Source organism: Roseivivax sp. CAU 1753 (genome assembly GCF_054482575.1).
On record NZ_JBTLRF010000002.1, the window covers coordinates 336,243 to 356,987 of the forward strand.

At 66.9% G+C, this 20,745-nt stretch carries 25 protein-coding genes and 1 tRNA gene; 14 read left to right on the plus strand and 12 right to left on the minus strand.

Features of this window, described 5'->3' with window-relative positions; genetic code table 11:
* Positions 1-53: 53 nt before the first annotated feature.
* The 7 genes from ACXYMN_RS06590 to truB all read left to right on the plus strand — a co-directional run bounded on the left by ACXYMN_RS06590 (position 54) and on the right by truB (position 5,395).
* Positions 54-842: an exodeoxyribonuclease III gene (locus ACXYMN_RS06590; protein ID WP_459012719.1), complete on the plus strand. Its 789-nt coding sequence runs from the start codon at positions 54-56 to the stop codon at positions 840-842.
* A gap of 295 nt (positions 843-1,137) precedes the next feature.
* On the plus strand, positions 1,138-2,049 hold the full coding sequence (gene trxA / locus ACXYMN_RS06595) for a thioredoxin (RefSeq protein WP_459012720.1): 912 nt from the start codon (positions 1,138-1,140) through the stop codon (positions 2,047-2,049).
* Between the two features lie 26 nt (positions 2,050-2,075).
* Positions 2,076-2,723 (plus strand): LON peptidase substrate-binding domain-containing protein, encoded by a 648-nt coding sequence (locus ACXYMN_RS06600; RefSeq protein ID WP_459012721.1) that lies wholly within the window; start codon positions 2,076-2,078, stop codon positions 2,721-2,723.
* Positions 2,720-2,911 (plus strand): Trm112 family protein, encoded by a 192-nt coding sequence (locus ACXYMN_RS06605; protein ID WP_459012723.1) that lies wholly within the window; start codon positions 2,720-2,722, stop codon positions 2,909-2,911. The genes ACXYMN_RS06600 and ACXYMN_RS06605 overlap by 4 nt, the downstream gene beginning before the upstream one ends.
* A gap of 38 nt (positions 2,912-2,949) precedes the next feature.
* A complete protein-coding gene (locus ACXYMN_RS06610) occupies positions 2,950-3,210 on the plus strand; it encodes a hypothetical protein (protein ID WP_459012724.1) in 261 nt (86 codons plus the stop codon).
* Positions 3,176-4,321 carry an MATE family efflux transporter gene (locus ACXYMN_RS06615; protein ID WP_459012726.1) on the plus strand — a complete coding sequence of 382 codons (1,146 nt, stop codon included), beginning with the start codon at positions 3,176-3,178 and terminating at the stop codon, positions 4,319-4,321. The genes ACXYMN_RS06610 and ACXYMN_RS06615 overlap by 35 nt, the downstream gene beginning before the upstream one ends.
* A gap of 96 nt (positions 4,322-4,417) precedes the next feature.
* Positions 4,418-5,395: a tRNA pseudouridine(55) synthase TruB gene (gene truB, locus ACXYMN_RS06620; protein ID WP_459012727.1), complete on the plus strand. Its 978-nt coding sequence runs from the start codon at positions 4,418-4,420 to the stop codon at positions 5,393-5,395.
* Between the two features lie 37 nt (positions 5,396-5,432).
* Here truB and ACXYMN_RS06625 read toward each other — a convergent pair whose 3' ends face one another.
* Genes ACXYMN_RS06625 through ACXYMN_RS06650 form a run of 6 tightly spaced genes read right to left on the minus strand, consistent with a single transcriptional unit; the run spans position 5,433 to position 9,078 of the window.
* Positions 5,433-6,092 carry an RluA family pseudouridine synthase gene (locus tag ACXYMN_RS06625; RefSeq protein WP_459012728.1) on the minus strand — a complete coding sequence of 220 codons (660 nt, stop codon included), beginning with the start codon at positions 6,090-6,092 and terminating at the stop codon, positions 5,433-5,435.
* Entirely contained in the window at positions 6,085-6,981 is an 897-nt protein-coding gene (locus tag ACXYMN_RS06630; RefSeq protein ID WP_459012729.1) for a homocysteine S-methyltransferase family protein, read from the minus strand. Before ACXYMN_RS06630 ends, ACXYMN_RS06625 begins: the two co-directional genes overlap by 8 nt.
* Before the next feature lie 28 nt (positions 6,982-7,009).
* Positions 7,010-7,630, minus strand: coding sequence for a LysE family translocator (locus ACXYMN_RS06635; RefSeq protein WP_459012730.1), 621 nt, complete (start codon positions 7,628-7,630; stop codon positions 7,010-7,012).
* A complete protein-coding gene (locus ACXYMN_RS06640; protein WP_459012731.1) occupies positions 7,627-7,998 on the minus strand; it encodes a GFA family protein in 372 nt (123 codons plus the stop codon). Before ACXYMN_RS06640 ends, ACXYMN_RS06635 begins: the two co-directional genes overlap by 4 nt.
* A gap of 13 nt (positions 7,999-8,011) precedes the next feature.
* Entirely contained in the window at positions 8,012-8,623 is a 612-nt protein-coding gene (locus ACXYMN_RS06645) for a LysE family translocator (protein WP_459012732.1), read from the minus strand.
* Positions 8,620-9,078: a GAF domain-containing protein gene (locus ACXYMN_RS06650; RefSeq protein ID WP_459012733.1), complete on the minus strand. Its 459-nt coding sequence runs from the start codon at positions 9,076-9,078 to the stop codon at positions 8,620-8,622. Before ACXYMN_RS06650 ends, ACXYMN_RS06645 begins: the two co-directional genes overlap by 4 nt.
* Positions 9,079-9,275: 197 nt before the next feature.
* Between ACXYMN_RS06650 and ACXYMN_RS06655 the strand changes: the two genes are divergently transcribed.
* Positions 9,276-9,878 carry a LysE family translocator gene (locus ACXYMN_RS06655; RefSeq protein WP_459012734.1) on the plus strand — a complete coding sequence of 201 codons (603 nt, stop codon included), beginning with the start codon at positions 9,276-9,278 and terminating at the stop codon, positions 9,876-9,878.
* A gap of 149 nt (positions 9,879-10,027) precedes the next feature.
* Positions 10,028-10,990 (plus strand): acetyl-CoA carboxylase carboxyltransferase subunit alpha, encoded by a 963-nt coding sequence (locus ACXYMN_RS06660; RefSeq protein ID WP_459012735.1) that lies wholly within the window; start codon positions 10,028-10,030, stop codon positions 10,988-10,990.
* 7 nt (positions 10,991-10,997) lie between these two features.
* Here the strand turns inward: ACXYMN_RS06660 and ACXYMN_RS06665 are convergent, their stop codons facing one another.
* Genes ACXYMN_RS06665 through ACXYMN_RS06675 form a run of 3 tightly spaced genes read right to left on the minus strand, consistent with a single transcriptional unit; the run spans position 10,998 to position 13,579 of the window.
* On the minus strand, positions 10,998-12,176 hold the full coding sequence (locus tag ACXYMN_RS06665) for a cation:proton antiporter (RefSeq protein WP_459012736.1): 1,179 nt from the start codon (positions 12,174-12,176) through the stop codon (positions 10,998-11,000).
* Between the two features lie 4 nt (positions 12,177-12,180).
* Positions 12,181-12,855 (minus strand): GntR family transcriptional regulator, encoded by a 675-nt coding sequence (locus tag ACXYMN_RS06670; protein WP_459012737.1) that lies wholly within the window; start codon positions 12,853-12,855, stop codon positions 12,181-12,183.
* A gap of 31 nt (positions 12,856-12,886) precedes the next feature.
* Complete coding sequence (locus tag ACXYMN_RS06675; protein ID WP_459012738.1) at positions 12,887-13,579, minus strand: M48 family metallopeptidase; 693 nt, start codon at positions 13,577-13,579, stop codon at positions 12,887-12,889.
* A 117-nt stretch (positions 13,580-13,696) separates the two neighbouring features.
* Here ACXYMN_RS06675 and ACXYMN_RS06680 point away from each other — a divergent pair, with 117 nt between their 5' ends.
* Entirely contained in the window at positions 13,697-14,023 is a 327-nt protein-coding gene (locus ACXYMN_RS06680; protein WP_459012739.1) for a TIGR02300 family protein, read from the plus strand.
* A gap of 100 nt (positions 14,024-14,123) precedes the next feature.
* Positions 14,124-14,199, plus strand: a tRNA-Ala gene (locus ACXYMN_RS06685).
* A 114-nt stretch (positions 14,200-14,313) separates the two neighbouring features.
* Here the strand turns inward: ACXYMN_RS06685 and ACXYMN_RS06690 are convergent.
* The 3 genes from ACXYMN_RS06690 to paaZ form a co-directional block, all read right to left on the minus strand.
* Positions 14,314-14,862 (minus strand): GNAT family N-acetyltransferase, encoded by a 549-nt coding sequence (locus ACXYMN_RS06690; RefSeq protein ID WP_459012740.1) that lies wholly within the window; start codon positions 14,860-14,862, stop codon positions 14,314-14,316.
* A 92-nt stretch (positions 14,863-14,954) separates the two neighbouring features.
* Complete coding sequence (locus ACXYMN_RS06695) at positions 14,955-15,749, minus strand: PaaX family transcriptional regulator C-terminal domain-containing protein (RefSeq protein ID WP_459012741.1); 795 nt, start codon at positions 15,747-15,749, stop codon at positions 14,955-14,957.
* Between the two features lie 37 nt (positions 15,750-15,786).
* Complete coding sequence (gene paaZ, locus ACXYMN_RS06700) at positions 15,787-17,823, minus strand: phenylacetic acid degradation bifunctional protein PaaZ (protein ID WP_459012743.1); 2,037 nt, start codon at positions 17,821-17,823, stop codon at positions 15,787-15,789.
* Positions 17,824-18,176: 353 nt separating this feature from the next.
* Between paaZ and paaG the strand changes: the two genes are divergently transcribed.
* From paaG to paaK, 3 genes are read left to right on the plus strand one after another with little or no spacing between them, the layout of a single operon-like run.
* Complete coding sequence (gene paaG / locus ACXYMN_RS06705) at positions 18,177-18,962, plus strand: 2-(1,2-epoxy-1,2-dihydrophenyl)acetyl-CoA isomerase PaaG (protein WP_459012744.1); 786 nt, start codon at positions 18,177-18,179, stop codon at positions 18,960-18,962.
* Positions 18,963-18,975: 13 nt separating this feature from the next.
* The gene (gene paaI / locus ACXYMN_RS06710; RefSeq protein WP_459012892.1) at positions 18,976-19,401 is read left to right on the plus strand and encodes a hydroxyphenylacetyl-CoA thioesterase PaaI; all 426 of its coding nucleotides are present in this window, start codon (positions 18,976-18,978) and stop codon (positions 19,399-19,401) included.
* Between the two features lie 31 nt (positions 19,402-19,432).
* Positions 19,433-20,743 (plus strand): phenylacetate--CoA ligase PaaK, encoded by a 1,311-nt coding sequence (gene paaK / locus ACXYMN_RS06715; protein WP_459012745.1) that lies wholly within the window; start codon positions 19,433-19,435, stop codon positions 20,741-20,743.
* Positions 20,744-20,745: the final 2 nt, after the last annotated feature.

Here is a 20,745-nt window from a genome sequence, read left to right on the forward strand (position 1 = left end):
TGCGCGGTGCCGCACCCGGCAGCCGTGCCGATGCCGCCCGCAGGAGAGACCCGATGCCCTTCACGCTCGCCACCTGGAACATCAACTCCGTGCGCCTGCGCGAAGGCCTTGTCACGCGGCTGCTGATCGAAGAGTCGCCGGACATCCTGTGCCTGCAGGAATGCAAGAGCCCGGCCGACAAGATCCCGACGCAGGGCTTTGCAGATCTCGGCTATCCCCACATGATCGCGCGCGGGCAAAAGGGCTATAACGGCGTGGCGATCCTGTCGAAACTGCCGATCGCGGATGTGGGCGACAAGGATTTCGCATCGCTCGGCCATGCGCGCCACGTCGCAGGGCGGCTGGAAAACGGTGTGACGATCCATAATTTCTACGTGCCCGCGGGTGGCGACAAGCCGGACCGGGCGGTGAACGACAAGTTCGGCCAGAAGCTCGATTACCTGACCGAGATGCGCGACTGGTTTCACGCGGAACGCCCCGAACGCGCGGTGCTGGTGGGTGATCTCAACATTGCACCGCGCGAAGACGACGTCTGGTCGCACAAGCAACTGCTCAAGATCGTGTCGCACACGCCCATCGAGGTGGAGCACCTGACCGCCGCGCGGGAGGCTGGCGGCTGGGTCGACGTGACCCGCGCCGACATTCCCGACGGGCCGCTTTATTCGTGGTGGTCCTACCGCGCAGCCGATTGGGACGCCGCGGACAAGGGGCGCAGGCTGGATCATGTCTGGGCCACCTCCGACATCGCCAGCGCAGCGCATGGCAGCCGGATCCTGCGGCACGTGCGCGGCTGGCAGCAGCCATCGGACCACGCGCCGGTGCTGGCGACCTTCGACCTCTGAACGGCGCGGGCCCATCGGCGGGAGGCCCCGGATCGTGTCCGGGGCCGCGGGGGGCGTGCACGTGCGTCCCGGGGTTCGATGCGCGGCGCGGGCCGGAGCGGTGCGTGCGAGGGCTCTGCCCTCGCGCTCCCGGAGTATTTTCGGTCCGATCGTGAGGGGCGCGGCGCGCTTGTCCGGCAGAGGCATCCGGGGTGGGGAACCATCGCCCCTTGCATCACGCCGCCGCGAGCGCCATCTAAACCCGAAAGCCGCCTTATTCAGGCCCGCCCTATTCAGACCAGACGGAGACCGCGCCATGATCGAACTGGGAGCATCGACCCCGAACGACGCCGACATCATCAAGGACGTCGCCGAACAGGATTTCATGAAGGACGTGATCGAGGCCTCGCAGGAGGTGCCGGTGATCGTCGATTTCTGGGCACCCTGGTGCGGGCCGTGCAAGACGCTTGGGCCGCAGCTCGAGGCCGCCGTGCGGTCCCAGAAGGGCGCGGTGAAGATGGCCAAGGTCAATGTCGACGAGGCGCAGGCCATTGCCGGGCAGTTGCAGATCCAGTCGATCCCCACGGTCTACGCCTTCCACAAGGGCCAGCCGGTCGATGGCTTCCAGGGGGCGGTGCCCGAAAGCCAGATCAAGCAGTTCGTCGAACAGCTGGCCAAGCTGGGCGGTGGCGATCCCTCGGGCGGGCTCGATGACGCCGTGGCCGCGGCGGAAGAGATGCTCGATTCGGGTCAGCCGGAGGACGCGGCGCAGATCTTCCAGGCCATCCTTGGCGAAGAGCCCGCGCATGCGGCAGCCTATGGCGGTCTGGTGCGCGCGACGCTGGCCATGGGCGATGTGGATCAGGCCGAGGCGGTGCTGAACGGTGCCCCCGCAGACATTTCCGACAAGCCCGAGCTTGAGGCCGCCCGCGCCCAGATTGCCTTGGCGCGGCAGGCCGAGAAGGCCGGCCCGATCACCGAGCTTGAGCAGAAGGTTGCCGCGGAACCCGCCGATCTTCAGGCCCGGTTCGATCTGGCGCAGGCGCTTCATGCCGGTGGCCGCACCGAAGAGGCGGTGGCGCAGCTGCTCGAGGTGTTTCGCCGTGACCGCGAGTGGCAAGATGCGGCCGCGAAACAGCAGCTGTTCACCATTTTCGAGGCCCTGAAGCCCAACGACCCCATTGTCCTGAACGGTCGGCGCAAGCTCAGTTCGATGATATTTGCCTGAGGCGCGGAAGGGACTACTTGGCGGGTATGGCAAGATTCACAGATCTCCCCGACACCATCGCGATCTTTCCGCTTCCGGGCGCGTTGCTGTTGCCGCGCTCGCATCTGCCGCTGCACCTGTTCGAGCCGCGTTACCTGCAGATGTTCGACGACACGCTGAAGACCGATGAGCGTCTGATCGGGATGATCCAGCCCAATCCCAACCCGTCAAACGACGCCGCGCTGCACAAGATCGGTTGCGCGGGCCGGATCACCCAGTTCTCCGAAACCGAGGACGGGCGCTACATGATCACCCTGACCGGCATTTCGCGCTTTCGGCTGGACACCGAGATCGAGGGCTTTTCCCCCTACCGCCGGGCCAACGTCAACTGGCAGGGGTTCGAGGCCGATCGCGGCAAGACCGAGCATGACACCGCCTTCGACCGCGCCGCCTTTCTCGAGATTCTTGACCGGTTTTTCGCCGCGCGCGACCTGTCGGCGGACTGGTCGTCGCTGAAAGAGGCCGATGACGAGTTGCTGATCAATTCGCTGTCGATGCTGCTCGATTTCGATCCCGAAGAAAAGCAGGCGCTGCTTGAAGCGCCAAGCCTGATGACCCGTCGCGAGACGCTGGTGACCCTTCTGGAATATGCGCTGCGCTCTGGCGGTACCGATGGCGAGGACCTGATGCAATGACCGAGACACCCGCCTTCGACCGGCGCATGCTCGAAGCCCTGATCTGCCCGCAGTCACACGCGACCCTGTCCTATGATGCAGAGCGGCAGGAACTGGTCAGCAAGCGCGCCGGGCTGGCCTTTCCGATCCGCGACGGGATCCCGGTAATGCTGGTTTCCGAGGCCCGCGTGCTGGACGATCCGGCCTAGACCGCTAGCTCTGCCCGAAGGCGGACAGGAGCCCGGGCATGGCGGACACTCTCGATCTGAACGACAAGCCGGTCCCAGCCGCGCTCTGGCAGGTGTCGGCACCCATGGCGTTCGGCATTCTCGGGGTGCTGTCCGTTGGACTTGCCGACAGTTACTTTCTGGCCCGTGCCGGGCAGGATGCACTGGCCGCCATCGGCTTCATCTTACCCGGTGATCGTCGCCGTCACCTCGTTGTCCATCGGCCTGTCGGCGGGCACCAGCTCCGTGATCAGCCAGGAACTGGGGGCGCGGGGCGGTGACGACGCGGTCAGCGCGCGGCTTGCCCTGCATGCGCTGATCTTCGCGGCGACGGCGGCGACGCTGGTGGCGATCGCGATCTGGCTTGTCGCCCCGGGGCTCTTCACCGTCATGGGCGCGCGCGGTGCGGTGCTCGACGGGATCCGCGCCTACATGCCCTGGTGGTGTCTGGGTTTTCCCTTCATCGTCGCCGGACAGGCGCTGAACGCGGTCTTCCGCGCCGGGGGCGAGGCGCGGATCGCGGCCACGGTGATGCTGTCGCAGGCGCTGATCAATATCGTGCTCGATCCGATCCTGATCTTCGGGCTGGGTCCGGTGCCCGGGCTGGGCATCGAAGGGGCCGGGATCGCCACCGCCGCTGCCCGCATCCTGGCCTTTGCCGGCTGCCTCGCCTTTGCGGTCCGCAGCGGGCGCCTCGATCTGTCCAGCGGCGCGCTGTCGGGGTTTGTCGCGTCCGTGTCGCGCATCGGCAAGGTCGGCGGGCCTGCGTCGCTGTCGAACGCGATCAATCCCGCGGGCATGGCCATGGTCACCGCCGCGGTTGCCGTCATCGGCGAAAGCGCCGTCGGCGGGTTCGGGGCCGCGACCCGGGTGCAGAACCTGCTCTTCGTGCCGATGCTGGCGCTGTCGGCGGGCATCGGCCCGGTGGTCGGCCAGGCCTGGGGCGCGGGCGACCGGGACCGCGCCAGGACCGCCGTGCGCCTGACCTTCCTGCTGTGCCTCGGCTACGGTCTGGCGGTGGCGGTGTTGCTCTGGCTCACTGCCGGGCCCATCGCGAAGGTCATGACCAACGGCACCGAAGCGGTGCCCTATGCCGCGCAATACCTGCGCTGGGTCTCGATCAGCTTTTTCGGATACGGCATCCTCGTGACCGCCAACGCGGCGATGAACGCGCGCGAGAAATCGCTGCACTCGCTGTCGCTGAGCCTTGGACGCATCGCGCTGGTCTATGTGCCTTTTGCATGGGCCGGAGCCTACACACTTGGCTATCCGGGCATCCTGGCCGCGGCGGTGGCGGCCAATCTTGCCGCGGTTCTGGGGGCCATCGTGCTCTGCCGCCGGGTGGGCGTGCTGGGCGGCCAGGGGCTGCCCGCCGCGCTGACGCCTTCCTGACCGGGCCGCAGCGCGCCCGCGCGCCCCGGTCGCGCCCCGAATTGACACCCCTCGCGACGTCGTCTACGCCCCGCGCCTCTGCCACAAGGAGACAGCATGGGACGCGCACGCAAGGGACGGGACATTTCGGGATGGCTCGTTGTCGACAAGCCGGCGGGCATCACCTCGACCGCCGTCGTCAACAAGGTGCGCTGGGCGCTCTCGGCCAAGAAGGCGGGGCACGCGGGCACCCTCGACCCCGAGGCCACCGGCGTGCTGGCCGTGGCCCTGGGCGAGGCGACCAAGACCGTGCCCTATATCACCGACGCGCTGAAGGCCTATCGCTTCACCGTGCGGCTGGGCCAGGCCACCAACACCGATGACCGCGAAGGTACGGTGACGCAAACCTCCGACGCGCGCCCCTCCGATGCCGAAATCAAGGAGGCGCTGCATGGCTTCGCCGGTGACATCATGCAGGTCCCGCCGCAATTCTCCGCCGTCATGATCGACGGTGAACGGGCCTATAAACGCGCCCGCGACGGCGAGGAAATGCAAATCGCCGCCCGCCCGCTCTGGGTCGAGGAACTGGTGATGACCGGGCGCGAGGATGCGGACCATGTCACCCTCGAAATGATCTGCGGCAAGGGCGGTTACGTGCGCAGCATCGCGCGCGATCTTGGCCGGAAGCTTGGCTGCTTCGGCCATGTGCGGGACCTGCGCCGCATCTGGTCGGGCCCGTTCGACGCCGCCGACGCGATCTCTCTGGCCGAGATCGAGCGGCTGGCGAGGGACCCCGCACTCGACGCGCACCTGCTGCCGCTCGAGGCCGGGCTGACCGACCTGCCGGAAATGCGCTGCACCGCGCCGGAGGCCAGCAAGATCCGCAACGGCAACCCGGGCCTCGTCTTCGGACCGGCACTCGCGTTCGGCGATGAATGCTGGGCGTCCTGCGACGGCGAACCGGTCGCGGTGGGGCAGTTCCGCGCCGGCGCATTCCACCCCGCGCGCGTCTTCGCGCGCCCGGCGCAAGACAACCCGTCTTCGGCACCTGTTCACGATCGGACCGAAAATACCTCCGGAGAGCGCGAGAGGTAGAACCTCTCGCAGGCGGCAACGCCGCCTTGCGCAGACCTCAGAAAGGCGGCTTTGCCCGGAACCGCAGGCCCGCGCCGCCATCGGGGTGCCGCAGGCGCAATTCCTCGGCATGCAGCATCATCCGGGGGTGTCGGGCCACGGTTTCGGGCGCATAGAGCGGATCGCCCAGGATCGGATGGCCCAGTTCCAGCATGTGTACGCGCAACTGGTGCGACCGCCCGGTCCTGGGGTAAAGCCGCATCCGCGTGTCGGTATCGCCCGCCTTCTGGGCGCGCCACTCGGTGAAGGCCGCGCGCCCGTTCTCGGGGTCGACCATCTGCCGGGGCCGGTTCGGCCAGTCGACACCGATGGGCAGGTCGATCTCGCCGCGTTTCCCGTCCACCCGGCCCTGCACCCGCGCCACGTAGGTCTTCTTCACGTGTCGCTTCTCGAATTGCAGGCTGAGATGGCGCTGGGCATGCGGCGTCAGCGCGAACACCATCACCCCCGAGGTGTCCCGGTCCAGCCGGTGCACCAGCAGCACCTGCGGAAACGCCACCGCAAGACGCGCGATCAGGCAATCGGCAAGTTCCGGCCCCTTGCCGGGCACCGACAGCAGCCCCGCGGGCTTGTCGACCACGAGGATCTCGTGATCGGCATGCAGGACAGGGATGTCGCCCCCGGGCGGGTCATAGGCGCTGCGGGCCGGATCAGACAATCTCGTGGCCCGCGTTGCGCAGCCGCTCGGCGATGGCGCGGATATGCTCTGGCCCGGTCTCGCAGCAGCCGCCGACGATGGTCGCCCCCTGCCGCACCCAGTCCATCGCAAAGCCCGCGTAGCGCGCGGGCCCCATGTCGCGGCGCGCCGACAGCGCATCGACGGTCGGGTCGGGGTTCAGGAACGCCTCGGTGATCTGGGTGAAGGCGTTGGCATAGGCGCCGAAACGCAGGCCGGTCGCCGCGATGATCGCCAGCCCCGGTCCGATCGCCTCGGGGGCCGAGCAGTTGATCAAGAGCGCGTCGCAGCCGCCCTCTGCCGCGATCTCTGCGGCTTCGGCCACGCTTTCGCCCGAGCGCAGCTTGGTGCCGTCCCGGTCGTCCACCGTCAGCCCGATCCACACCGGCTTCGAGGTGGCGCGGCCGGCCTCGATCGCCGCGCGCATGTTCTCGATCGAGGCCATCGTCTCGAAGGCGATCAGGTCGACCTCGGGGGCCAGTTTGCGCACGACGTCGGTATAGGCGGCCACCGCCGCGTCCATGCCGGGGAAGACGTCCGTGCGATAGGACGCGCCCAGCGGCCCGATGCAGCCCGCGATGCGCCCCCGGCCATGCGCCTCGCGCGCCGATTCCGCCTCGGCCAGCGCGGCGGCGAGCAATTCATCAAGCCGGTCTTCCAACCCGCCCCGCGCCAGCCGATCCGGCAACAGGGCATAGGTGTTGGTCATGGCGACGGTGGCCCCGGCGGCAAAGAAATCCTCGTGCACCTGCTGCACCATCCCGGGCCGGTCGATCATCACCTGCGTCGCCCAGAGCGGCGTCGGTGCCTCGCCCGAGCGCTTGACCAGTTCCTGGCCCATGCCGCCGTCGAGAAGCGTGATCTTGGCCATCAGGGCCTCCTTGTCATTGGTGTCGTGATCATCCCCATGCCAACCTAACCGCCAGGCCGCCAAAGACCAGCGCCGCGAGCCGGTTCATTGCCCGCGCATGGTCCTTCAGGACCTGCGCCACGGCCCCGCCCGCCGCGCCGTAGGCGGCGGTGATGACGAAACCGGACAGCATGAAGACGGCCCCCAGCGCCAGAATCTGGCTCCAGACCGGGCCCCTGGCCGGGTCGGCGAATTGCGGCAGGAAGGCCAGGATGAACAGCGCCACCTTGGGGTTGAGCAGGTTGGTGACAAAGCCTGTCCGGAAGGCCGCGCCGAGGTCCTGCACGCCGGTGGTTCGCCGCCCCGGGCCCGCGCGCCAGCTTTGCACCGCGAGATACATCAGGTAGCCCGCCCCGGCCCAGCGGATCGCGGCGAACGCCCCGGGCAGGGCGTGCAGGGCGGCGGCCACACCGACCGCGGTGAGGCAGACATGGACGCCGGACCCGAAGCTGATCCCGGCGGCCGCGGCGATGCCCGCCCGGGGTCCGCCGCGCGCGCCCGAGGCCAGGGCGAACATCACATCCGCGCCGGGGGTGAGGTTCAGCAACACGCCCGCGCCCAGAAAGGTCAGCAGCGTGGCAAGGTCGGGCAGGGCGATCGTCGCGGTCATGGCGTTTGCGGCAGCCCGTCGGCGATCTGGTAATAATCGCCCTTGGAATCGGTGAAGATGTGCCTGGTCAGCGTCATGCCGGTCGGCCCGTCGATGGCACCCAGGGCAAAGCTCAGCATAGCTTCGTCAAGCGCCTGCCAGAACAGGAACGACCCGCAGCGCGGGCAGAAGCCGCGCCTGGCGGTATCGCTGGCGGCGAACCACGTCAGATCTCCGGTCACCGAAATGTCGCCCTCGGGCACCTGCGCCGATGACCACAGATGCCCCGACATCTTGCGGCATTGCGTGCAATGGCAAACGCTGGCCCCTTCGGGCGTGCCCGAGACGGTGAAGGTGACATCGCCGCAACAGCAGCTACCGGTCAGCATTGGCCTGGCCCCCTCAGAGGAAGATCGTCGCGGCGAGTGCCAGACCATAGAACACGAAACACCCCGCGAGCACACGCCTGACGACGCGGTTGGCCACCGCCCCGAGCGCCGCCCGGCCCAGACCGGCCCCCAGCGCGGTATAGCCCACATAGCTGATCGCGGTGATGGTCAGCGCGGTGGGCAGGATCACCCCCATCTGCGCCAGGATCGGCACCGCGGGATCGACGAATTGCGAAAAGGCGGCAAGGTACCCCGCGACGCTTTTGGGATTGATCGTCGCGATCATCAGGGCGCGGACATAGATCGAGCGCTGGTGCGTCACGATCTGGCCCAGCGGCTGCCCGGCGCGCCGCCAGCCGCGGATGCCAAGCCAGATCAGCACCGCCGCGCCGGCGATCTTGGCCAGAAGGAACGCCGCGGGCACGGTGGTCAGCAGCGCCGTGATGCCCAACGCCGACAGGATCAGGAACAGCGTCGCCTGCGTCAGAATCGCGGCGACACCCCAGAGCGCGCGCGCGAAGCCGTGGGTCATGCCGTTCTGGATGCAATTGACGGCGTTGGGACCGGGCGAGGTCACAAACAGCACCCAGAAGCCCGCGAAGATCAGCCAGGCATCGAGGCTCATGTCGCATGTTCGAAACTGCGGGCGAGGATGGCGGCCAGGGCCTCTGCGTCGGAGGCGTCGAAGGCGCCGGGCTGGTTGCTGTCGATATCGAGAACGCCCAGGAGCCGCCCCGCGCCGTTCCGCACCGGCAGCACGATTTCGGAACGAGTCGAGCTGGCGCAGGCGATGTGGCCCGGGAACGCGTCGACGTCGTCGACCAGCTGCACCTCTCCGGTGCGGGCCGCCGCCCCGCAGACGCCGCGGGCGAAGGGTATGACAAGACAGCCATGGCCGCCCTGATAGGGCCCGATCTTGAGCATGTCGGGGCCGGTCACGCGGTAGAACCCGGTCCAGTCGAAGCGGTCGTCGGCGTGGTGCAGTTCACACGCAATCGTGGCCATCAGCGCCACGGCGTCGGTTTCGCCCTCGGTCAGGGCGGCGATGGTCTGGGTCAGCTCATTGTAATCCGCGCGCATATCGGCCTCCGTCTGCGTGGCCTCCGTCTACAGGCGGTGCCGCCCCCGGGGCAAGCACGGCATATAGCAGGGAACGTGCCCCGACGCCGGGCCGAGCGCGTGGTCGGCGACGGCCCGGACCGGATCGCCCTGCGAAGGGTTGTGCCGCGCGACTTTGGCAATTCCATCGCGCCACGAATGGGGTTATGCGCGCTGGCATGACAGTCGATCTTCTCACCGCGCTTCTGGCCTTTGCCTTTGTCACCGTCATCACGCCGGGGCCGAACAACTTCATGCTGATGGCCTCGGGGGCGAATTTCGGCTTCCGCCGCACGCTGCCGCATATGCTGGGGGTCGGCCTTGGCTTTCCGGCGATGTGTTTCTGTGTCGGGCTCGGGGTGATGCGTCTGTTCGACCTCTGGCCGCCCGCCTATACGGTTCTGACGATGCTGTCGGTGGCCTACATGCTGTATCTTGCGTGGAAGATTGCCAATGCCGCCCCGCCCGAGGCCGATGCCGCGCCCGAACGCCGGGGCACCCCGCTGAGCTTTCCCGAGGCGGCGGCATTCCAATGGGTGAACCCGAAGGCCTGGTCGATGGCGCTGTCGGCGATCACGCTTTACGCGCCCGGGCGCAGTATCGGTGCGATCCTCTGGGTGGTCGGGGCCTATGTTGCCTGCGGTGTCATCTCGACCACCAGCTGGGCCACCATCGGCACCGCGCTCAACCGGTTCCTGCAGGACCCGCGCCGCCTGCGCCTGTTCAACTGGACCATGGCGGGTCTGCTTGTGGTGTCGATGATCCCGGTCTTTCTGGCCTGAGGCCAGCGGCGGCCAGCGGCGGCCAGCGGCGGAAAGGCGCGATCCGCTTCGCGCATCCACACAGGGACCCTGGATGCGCAATTGTCTGCAACGGTTGCAATGGCGCGCGTGCGACGGCATATCGAGGCGAGGCAAAAGGACGCGATGCGATGACCCATTATCTCGATTTCGAAAAGCCGCTCGCGGAGATCGAAGGCAAGGCCGAGGAGTTGCGGGCGATGGCGCGCAGCAACGAGGATATGGACATCGAGTCCGAGGCGCGCGCCCTCGACCGCAAGGCGGCGGACCTGCTCCGGGACCTCTACGGCAAGCTGACGCCCTGGCGGAAGTGTCAGGTGGCGCGGCATCCGACCCGACCGCATTGCCGCGACTACATCGATGCGCTGTTCACCGAATACACGCCGCTCGCCGGGGACCGCGCTTTTGGCGAGGACGATGCCGTGATGGGCGGCCTGGCGCGGTTCAACGACCGTCCGGTCTTCGTGATCGGCCACGAGAAGGGCAACGACACGCAAACGCGCCTGCACCACAACTTCGGCATGGCGCGCCCCGAAGGCTATCGCAAGGCGATCCGGCTGATGGACATGGCCGACCGCTTCGGCCTGCCGGTGGTCACGCTGGTGGACACGCCGGGCGCCTATCCGGGCAAGGGCGCGGAAGAGCGGGGCCAGTCCGAGGCGATCGCCCGCTCGACCGAGAAATGCCTGCAGATCGGCGTTCCGGTGCTGTCGGTGATCATCGGCGAGGGCGGCTCTGGCGGGGCGGTGGCGTTTGCGACGGCCAACCGCGTCGCCATGCTGGAGCATTCGGTCTATTCGGTAATCTCGCCCGAGGGCTGCGCGTCGATCCTGTGGAAGAACGCCGAGAAGATGCGCGAAGCCGCCGAGGCGTTGCGGCTGACAGCGCAGGATCTGATGAAGCTGGGCGTCTGCGACCGCATCATTCCAGAGCCGATGGGCGGCGCGCATCGCGATACCGCAAAAACCATCGCCGCGGTCGGCGAGACGCTGACGGCCATGCTGAGCGAGTTCCAGGACAGCGACCCCAAGGCGCTGATCGCCGCGCGGCGCAAGAAGTTCCTCGATCTGGGTGCCAAGGGTCTGGCGGCCTGAGCCCGACCTATTCCGGCGGCGGGTTCCGCACGCGGCGCAGGGCCAGCGCGGTGGTCAGCGGTCCGAACAGCTCGAATATGACGGTGGTGCCGATGGTCAGGCTCAGCACCACCTCGCCGTGGTTGGGCAGCCGTTCGGCGGCGATCAGCGCCATGCCCACCGCCACACCGGCCTGAGGCAGAAGCGCCGGACCGATCCAGCGCCGTTCCAGCGGCGGCATGCCGCCAAGCCATCCCCCGATCATCCCGCCCGCCAGCCGCGCCACCACCCGCAGCAGCACGTATCCGGCCCCCAAGAGGCCAAGCTCGCCCAGCGTGCCAAGCTCGAGCGTGGCGCCCGCCAGCAGGAAGAACAGCGTCAGGAACGGCCATTCGATATGCTCGATCTCGTGGAAGGCGTAGTCGTGATGCACCGCGCGGTTCACGATCACGGTGCCGACGGTCATGCCGGTCAGCAGGAACGACAGATCGAGCCAGATCGCCAGACCGGACACCAGGAAAACGAGGCCCAGGGCTTCGGTCTGCGATGGCTCTCCGGCGCTGATCCGACCGGTCAGAAAGGCCGCCGGCAGCCCCAGCGCGAGGCCCAGCAGGATGGATCCCGCCACCTCCCAAGCCGCGGCCAGCAAGGCGGGTCCATGATCCGCACCGGCCCCGCCCGCAAGCATCTGCGCGCCGACCATGGCCAGCGCGAAGGCGATCATGCCCCAGGCGTCGTCGATGGCCACGATGCCCTCGATGGTGTCGGCGAAGGGGCCGGTGGCGCCGGTTTCCTGCAGCACCGACCGGGTCGCGGCGGGGGCCGTTGCGGTGGCGATCGCCCCGAGCACAAGGGCCGTTTCAGGCGGTGCCCCGAGCAGCCACAGACCGGACGAGACCAGCGCCATCGTCACCACGACGATCGCGCCCGAGACCCACAGGATCGCCCGTCCGTTCTGACGCAACGTGTCGATGCGCATGGCGCTGCCCAGCAGAAACGCCACCATCGTCAGCGCGAGGATCGACAGCAATTCATAGAGAGCCGTGATTTCGCCGGGAATCAGATCGAAGCCGGGCGCGCCGATGATCACCCCGAGGATCAGCAGGATGGTGACACGGGGCACCTTGGTGCGGCGGCCCAGCGTGTCGGCGGCCAGCCCGGCGAGAAACAGCGCGCCCAGCGCGATCAGACTTAGTTCAAGTGGCATGGTGTCAGGTGGCCAGCATCTTGAGGCCCTGGGTTACGTCGGACCGCACCGCGAGGCGCAGCGACGGCTCGTCCCCGGCCTTCAGGGCGGCGACGATCAGGCGGTGGTATTGCGGTGCCTCCGAGCGGCGCACCCGGGCGTACAGCGCGCGCATCGTCGGGCCGAGTTGCAGCCAGACGGTTTCGGCCATGGCCAGCATGGCGGGGGCCTGCGCACGAAGGTAGAGGGCGCGGTGAAATTCGAGGTTGGTGCGGATATACCCCACCGCATCCCGGTTCGAGACGACATCGGTCATCGCGGTGTTGATGCTTTGCAGCCGGTCGATCAGCGCGATATGGGCGCGTGGCAGCGCGCGCGAGGCCAGCTCGACCTCGATCAGGGCGCGCAGGGCAGCCAGTTCCTCGATGCGGTCGGGCGACAGTTCCGGCGTGGCGACCCGGCCCGAGGCCGACATCGACAGCGCGCCTTCGGCCACCAGCCGCTGCACCGCCTCGCGCGCAGGCGTCATCGAGACGCCGAATTCGCGCCCGATACCCCGAAGCGTCAGCGCCTGACCGGGGGCCATCTGGCCGAACATGATCCGCGTGCGCAGACCGCGATAGACCTTGTCATGGGCCGATGTCGCTGGCTCGGCCACGCGGGGGACGGACACGGGCGCGGAACGGTTCTGGGTCAACATGCGTCAGTTGTGATCACAAATCCGGGCGACGTCAATCGTCGAAGCGGTAGCGGTGCAGATCCGCGCCCTGTTCGCGCAACCAGCGGCGCGGGCCCTGCCAGTCGCCGTAGAGCGCGGATACCGCGTCCCAGAAGCGGGCCGAGTGGTTCATATGCGCCAGATGCGCGACCTCGTGGGCGGCGACGTAATCCAGCACGTCCGGCGGGGCGAGGATCAGCCGCCACGAATAGCTGAGCGCGCCCTGGCTTGAACACGACCCCCAGCGCGACCGGGTGTCGCGCAGGGTAATGCGGCTGTAGGACCGCCCCAGCGCCGCGGCATAGCGGTCCGACGCAGCGGCAAGCCGGTCGCGCGCAAGCCCCTTGAGGTGACCGTGAAGGCGCGCGGCGATGCGCGGCGCGGGTCCGGGGACCAGCAGCTCTGTCGCGGTCAGGGCGATCCGTCGTCCGGGGCCGGGGCGGATCGTGCGGGCGATCCCCTCGACCGGCAGCACGGCGCCGGGGCCGATGGCGATCGGTTCGGCACGGCGCTCCAGATGACCGCGCAGCCAGGGCTCCTTTTCGTGCAGGAAGGCCAGCCCCTCGCGCTCCGGGACGGATCGCGGCAGCGTCAGCGTCACCCGACCGTCAATGCCCGACAGACGCAGCGATATCTTCCGGGCCTGCGCCGAGCGGCGCAGAATCACCGCGATCGGCGGGTTGCCGCGAAGTTCGATCACACCCATATGCGCCTCATGGTGACGGGGTCGTGCGCAACGCGTCAAAGGCTTTGACACTGCCCGGACCTTATGGCAGTTGCCCCGGATTGTCCGCAAGTGTGACCAAATGGAAAGGGACCTCCCATGGCGAAGGAAGAATGGGGCGTCAAAAGGCTGTGCCCGACGACCGGCAAGCGGTTCTACGACATGAACCGCAACCCGATCGTCAGCCCCTACACGGGCGAAGTGGTTGAGGTCGAGACCGGCAAGCGGTCCATGATCGCCGCCGATTCCGAAGACGGCGCGACCCGGAAGGCCAAGGAAAAAGAGACCGACGACAAGCTTGTCGACGACGATGATGATGTCGATGTCGATCTGGGTGACGATGACGTGCTCGACGATGACGACGAAGACGATGACAAGGTCTCGCTCGACGAGATCGCGGACGTCGCGGGCGACGACGACGACTGACCTGACAAGACCGGCGCGGGCGGGGTGTTTTTGGACTTGAACCCGCCCCCGCCTTTGCGTATCTGACGCCGCACGACGCGCCTTCGGGTGCGTATGGCACGGGGCCTTAGCTCAGCTGGGAGAGCGCTTGCATGGCATGCAAGAGGTCAGGGGTTCGATCCCCCTAGGCTCCACCAAATTCCCCCCTTTGTCTGTTTCGGATGGCCTGCTGCTTTGGCGGCGGGTGTTGCGCGTTGGCCGCGGGTGCGCGCGTTGCGGTCGGGTTTTGCCCGGTTTCCCGGTTTGGGCCATTATCGGTCAATGAACGCGACAAAGATGTCGACGTCATCGTCCGACTGGTTCGGTCGACGCGAAAAACCCTGCGTCTGCAAGATGTGGGCCGAGGCCCTGTTTGCCCTTGCGACGCCCCCAATCAGGGTCATGGGCGCGTGGCGATGCGCCTGGCGCAACAGGCCCTTGATCAGCTCGGTCGCATAGCCCCGGCCCCACGCCGCCTGCGCCAGCAGGTACCCGATATGCACCTCTGGCACCGTCCTGGACGGCGCGCCGGTCACGGTGATCAGCAGCCCGACAAGCGACCGGGGATCTATCGTGCGGACGAGGTATACATCGCTTTCGGCGGAACGATCCCTGACCCAGCGTGACACGGCCTCTTCCGTTTGGGCGACCTGCATCGCGGGCGGCAGATGTTCAAGCACGACGGGCGCAAGAACGGGCACCAGGTCCGTGACCAGCTTTTGCCTTTCGGCAGCGTCTTCCAGCGTCCGCGACCAATGCCGGATCGACAGCCGTTCGGTGTCGAAGTCGTTCAGCGGTTGGGTGCGACGCGGCTGTGCCATGTCAGACCTGATAACACCGTTCTTTCCGGTGCCCCCAGTATTCTCAGGGCTCCGGCGATCTCAGGGCAGCGTGCGAAGTCGACGTTTCACACTCATGCGCGCGCATCGGTGGCGATGGCGGTTGTCAACGTTTCGAGGTCCTGTTTCGGATAGCGTGTCAGCAGGCCGAAGACCCGCTGGCGGCAGACCGGCCCGCGCCAGTCGTCGGGGAACAGGTGGTCCGGCAGGCGTGGCGCCTTGAGCACGATGCGCCGCCAGCCATGGACCAGCAGAACCCGCAGCACGGCGATGTCGAGCACGCCAAGCTCGGGCGCGCCGGTCAGGCGTCGTTCCAGGGTGTCGAGCGCCTCCGCAAACTCTTGCGACAGTCGGATGGTGGCGCTGTCGCAGAGCCTCGAGGTCATCCAGCCCGGCAGCGGGATGTCGGGGGGCAGCGGGGTGACGAAGGTGTCGGGCGGCGTGCCCGGGTCCGAGGTGACCCGCAGGTTCGACGACAGCCACGTGCCCGTGACACCATCGGCAGGCTGGGCCTGGCCGGGGTCGGACAGCACCAGCCAGGCCCGCTTTGCCAGAGGGCCCGAGGCATAGATGAGCGGCGAGGCCTGCGCGCTTTGCCTGCGGCCCCAGGGGGTCAGGAAATAGGCGCTGGTGCGGCCCGTGCGCTGGCTGGCAATCCATCCATCCTTGCGCAGCCGGTGCAGGGCGACGCGCATGGCTTCGGGCTTGATGCCGATGCGTTCGCTGATGTGGCGCAGGAGCGATCCACTCAGGCGCGCGCCCTCGTCCTGCGCCAATTCCCCGAACACCGTAATGAGAAGCGACCAGACCCGGGGGGGCTGGTCGCCGATCAGACACATCATATGGTCCTGAGAAGGCGCGGTTTTCATGCCGCGATCATAAACCGGCCATGGCGCCAATCCAAGCTCACTTCGCGTAGGCGTTCATGGTCAGAAGCTCGTATTCCGCAACCTGCTGCTGGTTCTGGTTGGTCAGCGTCACGTGCCAGCGCACCTCGCCATAGTCGTCGTTGCGCGGCGTCTTGTGCTTGACCGTAAGCCGCACCTTCATGCTGTCACCGGCCTGAAGCGGCTGCATGAAGCGCAGGTTGTCGAGGCCGGTATTGGCCAGCACCGGGCCTTCGTTCGGCTCTACGAACATCCCGGCGGCAAAGCTGAGCAGCAGATAGCCATGCGCCACCCGACCCGGGAAGAACGGGTTTCTCTGAGCCGCCTCCTCGTCCATATGCGCATAAAAGGTATCGCCTGTGAAATTGGCGAAATGTTCGATGTCATCCAGTGTCACGACGCGCGGGTCGGTGTGGATGGTTTCGCCGATTGACAGCTCGTGGAAGGTGCGGGTGAAGGGATGCGCGGGGCCTTCGATCTCGCGCGCACCGGGCACCCATTTGCGCCCGATTGCGGTCAGAATGTCGGGGCTGCCCTGGATGGCTGTGCGCTGCATGTAATGCATGACACCGCGCACACCGCCCATCTCTTCGCCGCCGCCCGCGCGCCCGGGGCCGCCATGCACCATGTGCGGCAGGGGCGAACCATGGCCCGTCGATTCCGTCATGCTGTCGCGGTTGTTGAAATAGAGCCGCCCGTGGAACGCCCCGGCACTTAGCGCCACCGTGCGGGCGACCTCCGGGTCGTGCGTGATGACCGAGGCCACCAGCGAGCCTGCGCCGCGATTGGCTAGGGCGATGGCGTGCTCCAGATCGCGGTATCCCATGACCGTCGAGACCGGGCCGAATGCCTCGGTGTCGTGGATGCGCCGGGCGGCGTCGGGGTCGGCGCAGTGAAACAGCATCGGCGGCAGGAATGCACCCTTTGACCCGTCGGCCCCCTTGACCTCGAAATCGTCGGGGTTGCCGTGCACACGCTCGGCCTCGGTGGCGAGGATATCGGCCTTTTCCAGAACGTCGCGCTTCTGGCTGTTCGAGACCAGCGCGCCCATCCGGACGCCTTCCGCCGTCGGATCGCCGATCACCGTCCTGGCGAGGCGCGCGCTCAGCGCCTCGATCACCGCCTCGACCTGCGACTGCGGCGCGATGATCCGGCGGATGGCGGTGCATTTCTGACCGGCCTTGGCGGTCATCTCGCGCTGCACTTCCTTGACGAAAAGGTCGAACTCGGGCGTGCCGGGGATGGCATCAGGCCCGAGTATCGAGGCGTTCAGGCTGTCCTGTTCGGCCACGAAGCGAATGGAGTTGTGCAGAATATGCGGGGCGGACCGCAGCTTGAACGCGGTGTTGGCCGACCCGGTAAAGCTGACCACGTCCTGACAGGTCAGACGATCCAGCATGTCGCCGAGACCGCCGGACACAAGCTGCAGCGCGCCTGCCGGAAGGATGCCGCTGTCGAGCATGATGCGCACCGCCAGTTCGGTGACGTAGCAGGTGGCTGTCGCGGGCTTCACGATGGCCGGGACACCTGCCAGCAGCGTCGGGGCGAGCTTTTCCAGCATGCCCCAGACCGGGAAGTTGAAGGCGTTGATATGCACCGCGACGCCCTGCAGGGAGGTGGCGATGTGCTGGCCCAGAAAGGTGCCGGAGCGCGACAGCTGCTCGACCTCGCCATCGAGATAGACATGCGCATCGGGCATTTCCCGACGGCCCTTCGACGCGAAGACGAACATCGTGCCGATGCCGCCGTCGATGTCGATCAGGTGATCGGACTGGGTCGCGCCCGTGGCAAAGGACAGATCGTAAAGCGCCTGCTTGTGCTTGCCCAGATCGGTGGCCAGCGCCTTGAGCATCCGGGCGCGATCATGGAATGTCATCGCGCGCAGAGCCGGTCCGCCGATCTGACGGGCGTGGTCGAGCATGCCCTGAACATCGAGCGTATCGTTGCCCGCGCGGCCCAGCGGGGCGCCGGTCACCGCGTTTTCGATCATCCGGGCGTTGGAATCGGGGGCGACCCATTGACCGGCCGCGAAGCTTTTGACGTCGAGAAGGCTCATGTGGTTTCCTTTCGTGGGGTGGTGGGCACTCTTTTCCCGGGGCGACCCGCTTTGGGTCTGGCAAGTAGGGACCGAAGGATGCTGCGCTCGCAAGGCGCGACTTGGCGATGCCGTCGGGAGCCGGTCAGCATCCGGTCGCCGATGGCGCTGCCACCGACCCCCCGAAAGCACCCGCCCCCAGAAGTTCCGCCGCCATGCGCAAGCGCCGGAGTAGCCCGTGCGAGACCGTCTTCAGCGGAACCGCGGCACCGTCCATCATGCTACACTTTCCAGAATCATCGGATGGGTTATTAATTGACCAACCGGTCGGTTTATGCAAGATATATTCAGGAAAAGCCAGGAAGCGATTTCAGATGACCGACACGATCCGTGTGCAAACCCATGAGATCTGGACCGAAATTACATTGAATCGTCCAGACCGACTCAACAGCTTTAACGAAGAGATGCATTTTGCCCTGCGCAGCGCCTTCGAAACGGCCCGCGACGGCGGCGCGCGCGCCATCTTGCTGACCGGGGCCGGGCGGGGGTTTTGCGCCGGTCAGGATCTTGGCGACCGCGACCCGTCGAAGATGACCGCGCCGCCCGATCTCGGGGCGACGGTACGCACCTTCTATGCGCCGCTCGTGCGATTGATCCGGTCGCTGGAGTTTCCGGTTGTCTGTGCGGTCAATGGCGTGGCCGCCGGGGCCGGGGCCAATCTGGCGCTGGCCTGCGATATCGTGCTGGCAGCGCAGAGTGCGACGTTCATCCAGTCCTTCTCGAAGGTCGGGCTGATTCCCGATACCGGCGGCAGCTGGCATCTGCCGCGGCTTCTGGGGGAAGCGCGCGCCAAGGGCCTGGCGCTGACCGCGCAGCCCTTGCCCGCACAGCAGGCCGAGGACTGGGGCCTGATCTGGAAGGCCTTGCCGGATGCCGAGCTGATGACCGAGGCCCGCACCTTGACCGAACGTCTTGCCAATGGCCCGACGCTTGGTCTGGGGCTGAGCAAGGCGGCCATCCAGGCGGCGGCCACCGACACGCTGCACGATCACCTCGACCTCGAGGCGGCCTATATGAAAACCTGCGGCGAAAGCGCAGACTATGCCGAGGGTGTGTCGGCGTTTCTGGAAAAGCGCGCGCCGAAATTCAGCGGGGCATGAGGGGGGCATGAGCATGACCGCAAAGGAACGCGCGGACCGTGCCGCCAGGGCAATGTGGGCCAGGGACGCGGCGTCGCAATGGCTGGGCATGACGCTTGTGGATACCGACGAGGGCATGGCCACGATGTCGCTTCGGGTCGCGACGCATCATTGCAACGGCCACGGGATCTGCCACGGCGGCATCACCTTTGCCCTTGCCGACAGCACCTTTGCCTTTGCCTGCAACAGCCGCAACCAGTCGACCGTCGCACAGGGCAACATGATCACCTTCATCGCGCCCGCCCGCGAAGGCGACACGCTGACGGCAACGGCGCGCGAGGTGTCGCTGACCGGGCGCAGCGGCATTTACGACGTGCGCGTGGCCAACCAGAACGACGAGACGATTGCCGAGATGCGCGGCCTGTCCCGGTCGATCAAGGGCCAGTTGTTCGAAGAATGATCCGACAAATCCGAGGGATGGAGAACCTGCCATGAAAGACCTGAGCCCAGAAGCGTCCGATCTGGAACCGATCGAGATCGCCAGCCGCGACGAGATCTCCGCGCTTCAGCTGCAGCGGATGAAGTGGTCGTTGACACATGCCTATGAAAACGTGCCGATGTATCGCAAACGCTTTGACGAGGCGGGCGTGCATCCGGATGACCTGCACGACCTGAAGGATCTGGCCAGGTTCCCGTTCACCTACAAGGACGATCTGCGCGACCACTATCCCTTTGGTCTGTCGGCGGTGCCGAAAGAGAAGCTGGTGCGCATCCATGCCTCGTCGGGCACGACGGGCAAGCCGACGGTGGTGGTCTATACCAAGAACGACATCGACGTCTGGGCCGACACTCTGGCGCGCAGCCTGCGGGCCTCGGGGCTGCGGTCGCACGACATCATCCATAACGCCTATGGCTACGGTCTGTTTACCGGGGGTCTGGGGGCGCATTACGGCATTGAGAGGCTGGGCGCGACCGTGGTGCCGATGGGCGGCGGGCAGACCGAGAAACAGGTCAACCTGATCCGGGATTTCCGCCCGACCGGCATCATGGTGACGCCGTCCTACATGCTCAATATCCTCGAGGGGTTTCACAAGGCGGGCATCGATCCGCGCGAGTCGTCGCTGCAGGTGGGCGTTTTCGGGGCAGAGCCGTGGACCAACGCCATGCGCAAGGAGGTTGAAGCGGCCTTCGACATGCACGCGGTCGATATCTATGGGCTCAGCGAAATCATGGGGCCGGGTGTGGCCAACGAATGTGTGGAAACCAAGGACGGGCTGCACGTCTGGGAAGACCACTATTACCCCGAGGTGATCAACCCGGCCACAGGCGAGGTGGTGGAAGACGGCGAAGAGGGCGAACTGGTCTTCACCACGCTGACCAAGGAAGGCATGCCAATGATCCGCTACCGCACGCGCGATCTGACCCGGCTGCTGCCCGGCACGGCGCGCAGCATGCGCCGAATGGAAAAGATCACCGGACGCTCTGACGACATGATCATCCTGCGCGGCGTGAACGTGTTTCCGACCCAGATCGAGGAACAGGTCATGGCGACCGGCGGGCTGGCCCCCTATTTCCAGATCGAACTTTACAAGTCCGGTCGCATGGATGCGATGCGCATCTTCGTCGAAGCCAGCCCGAAGGCGGCGGATGAACTGTCGAGGACAGCCGCGGCCCGCATGCTGACCAAGCACGTCAAGGACATGGTGGGAATAACCACAGAGGTTGTTGTCGGCGACCCCGGTTCCGTCGTACGCAGCGAAGGCAAGGCCGTCCGCGTCGTGGACAGCCGCAACAAGGAATAGAC

Coding starts and splice junctions, on each gene's coding strand:
- ACXYMN_RS06590 (WP_459012719.1), top strand. CDS start 54: ATGCCCTTCACGCTCGCCACCTGGAACATCAACTCCGTGCGCCTGCGC.
- trxA (WP_459012720.1), top strand. CDS start 1,138: ATGATCGAACTGGGAGCATCGACCCCGAACGACGCCGACATCATCAAG.
- ACXYMN_RS06600 (WP_459012721.1), top strand. CDS start 2,076: ATGGCAAGATTCACAGATCTCCCCGACACCATCGCGATCTTTCCGCTT.
- ACXYMN_RS06605 (WP_459012723.1), top strand. CDS start 2,720: ATGACCGAGACACCCGCCTTCGACCGGCGCATGCTCGAAGCCCTGATC.
- ACXYMN_RS06610 (WP_459012724.1), top strand. CDS start 2,950: ATGGCGGACACTCTCGATCTGAACGACAAGCCGGTCCCAGCCGCGCTC.
- truB (WP_459012727.1), top strand. CDS start 4,418: ATGGGACGCGCACGCAAGGGACGGGACATTTCGGGATGGCTCGTTGTC.
- ACXYMN_RS06630 (WP_459012729.1), bottom strand. CDS start 6,981: ATGGCCAAGATCACGCTTCTCGACGGCGGCATGGGCCAGGAACTGGTC.
- ACXYMN_RS06635 (WP_459012730.1), bottom strand. CDS start 7,630: ATGACCGCGACGATCGCCCTGCCCGACCTTGCCACGCTGCTGACCTTT.
- ACXYMN_RS06640 (WP_459012731.1), bottom strand. CDS start 7,998: ATGCTGACCGGTAGCTGCTGTTGCGGCGATGTCACCTTCACCGTCTCG.
- ACXYMN_RS06645 (WP_459012732.1), bottom strand. CDS start 8,623: ATGAGCCTCGATGCCTGGCTGATCTTCGCGGGCTTCTGGGTGCTGTTT.
- ACXYMN_RS06650 (WP_459012733.1), bottom strand. CDS start 9,078: ATGCGCGCGGATTACAATGAGCTGACCCAGACCATCGCCGCCCTGACC.
- ACXYMN_RS06655 (WP_459012734.1), top strand. CDS start 9,276: ATGACAGTCGATCTTCTCACCGCGCTTCTGGCCTTTGCCTTTGTCACC.
- ACXYMN_RS06660 (WP_459012735.1), top strand. CDS start 10,028: ATGACCCATTATCTCGATTTCGAAAAGCCGCTCGCGGAGATCGAAGGC.
- ACXYMN_RS06665 (WP_459012736.1), bottom strand. CDS start 12,176: ATGCCACTTGAACTAAGTCTGATCGCGCTGGGCGCGCTGTTTCTCGCC.
- ACXYMN_RS06670 (WP_459012737.1), bottom strand. CDS start 12,855: ATGTTGACCCAGAACCGTTCCGCGCCCGTGTCCGTCCCCCGCGTGGCC.
- ACXYMN_RS06675 (WP_459012738.1), bottom strand. CDS start 13,579: ATGGGTGTGATCGAACTTCGCGGCAACCCGCCGATCGCGGTGATTCTG.
- ACXYMN_RS06680 (WP_459012739.1), top strand. CDS start 13,697: ATGGCGAAGGAAGAATGGGGCGTCAAAAGGCTGTGCCCGACGACCGGC.
- ACXYMN_RS06690 (WP_459012740.1), bottom strand. CDS start 14,862: ATGGCACAGCCGCGTCGCACCCAACCGCTGAACGACTTCGACACCGAA.
- ACXYMN_RS06695 (WP_459012741.1), bottom strand. CDS start 15,749: ATGAAAACCGCGCCTTCTCAGGACCATATGATGTGTCTGATCGGCGAC.
- paaZ (WP_459012743.1), bottom strand. CDS start 17,823: ATGAGCCTTCTCGACGTCAAAAGCTTCGCGGCCGGTCAATGGGTCGCC.
- paaG (WP_459012744.1), top strand. CDS start 18,177: ATGACCGACACGATCCGTGTGCAAACCCATGAGATCTGGACCGAAATT.
- paaI (WP_459012892.1), top strand. CDS start 18,976: ATGACCGCAAAGGAACGCGCGGACCGTGCCGCCAGGGCAATGTGGGCC.
- paaK (WP_459012745.1), top strand. CDS start 19,433: ATGAAAGACCTGAGCCCAGAAGCGTCCGATCTGGAACCGATCGAGATC.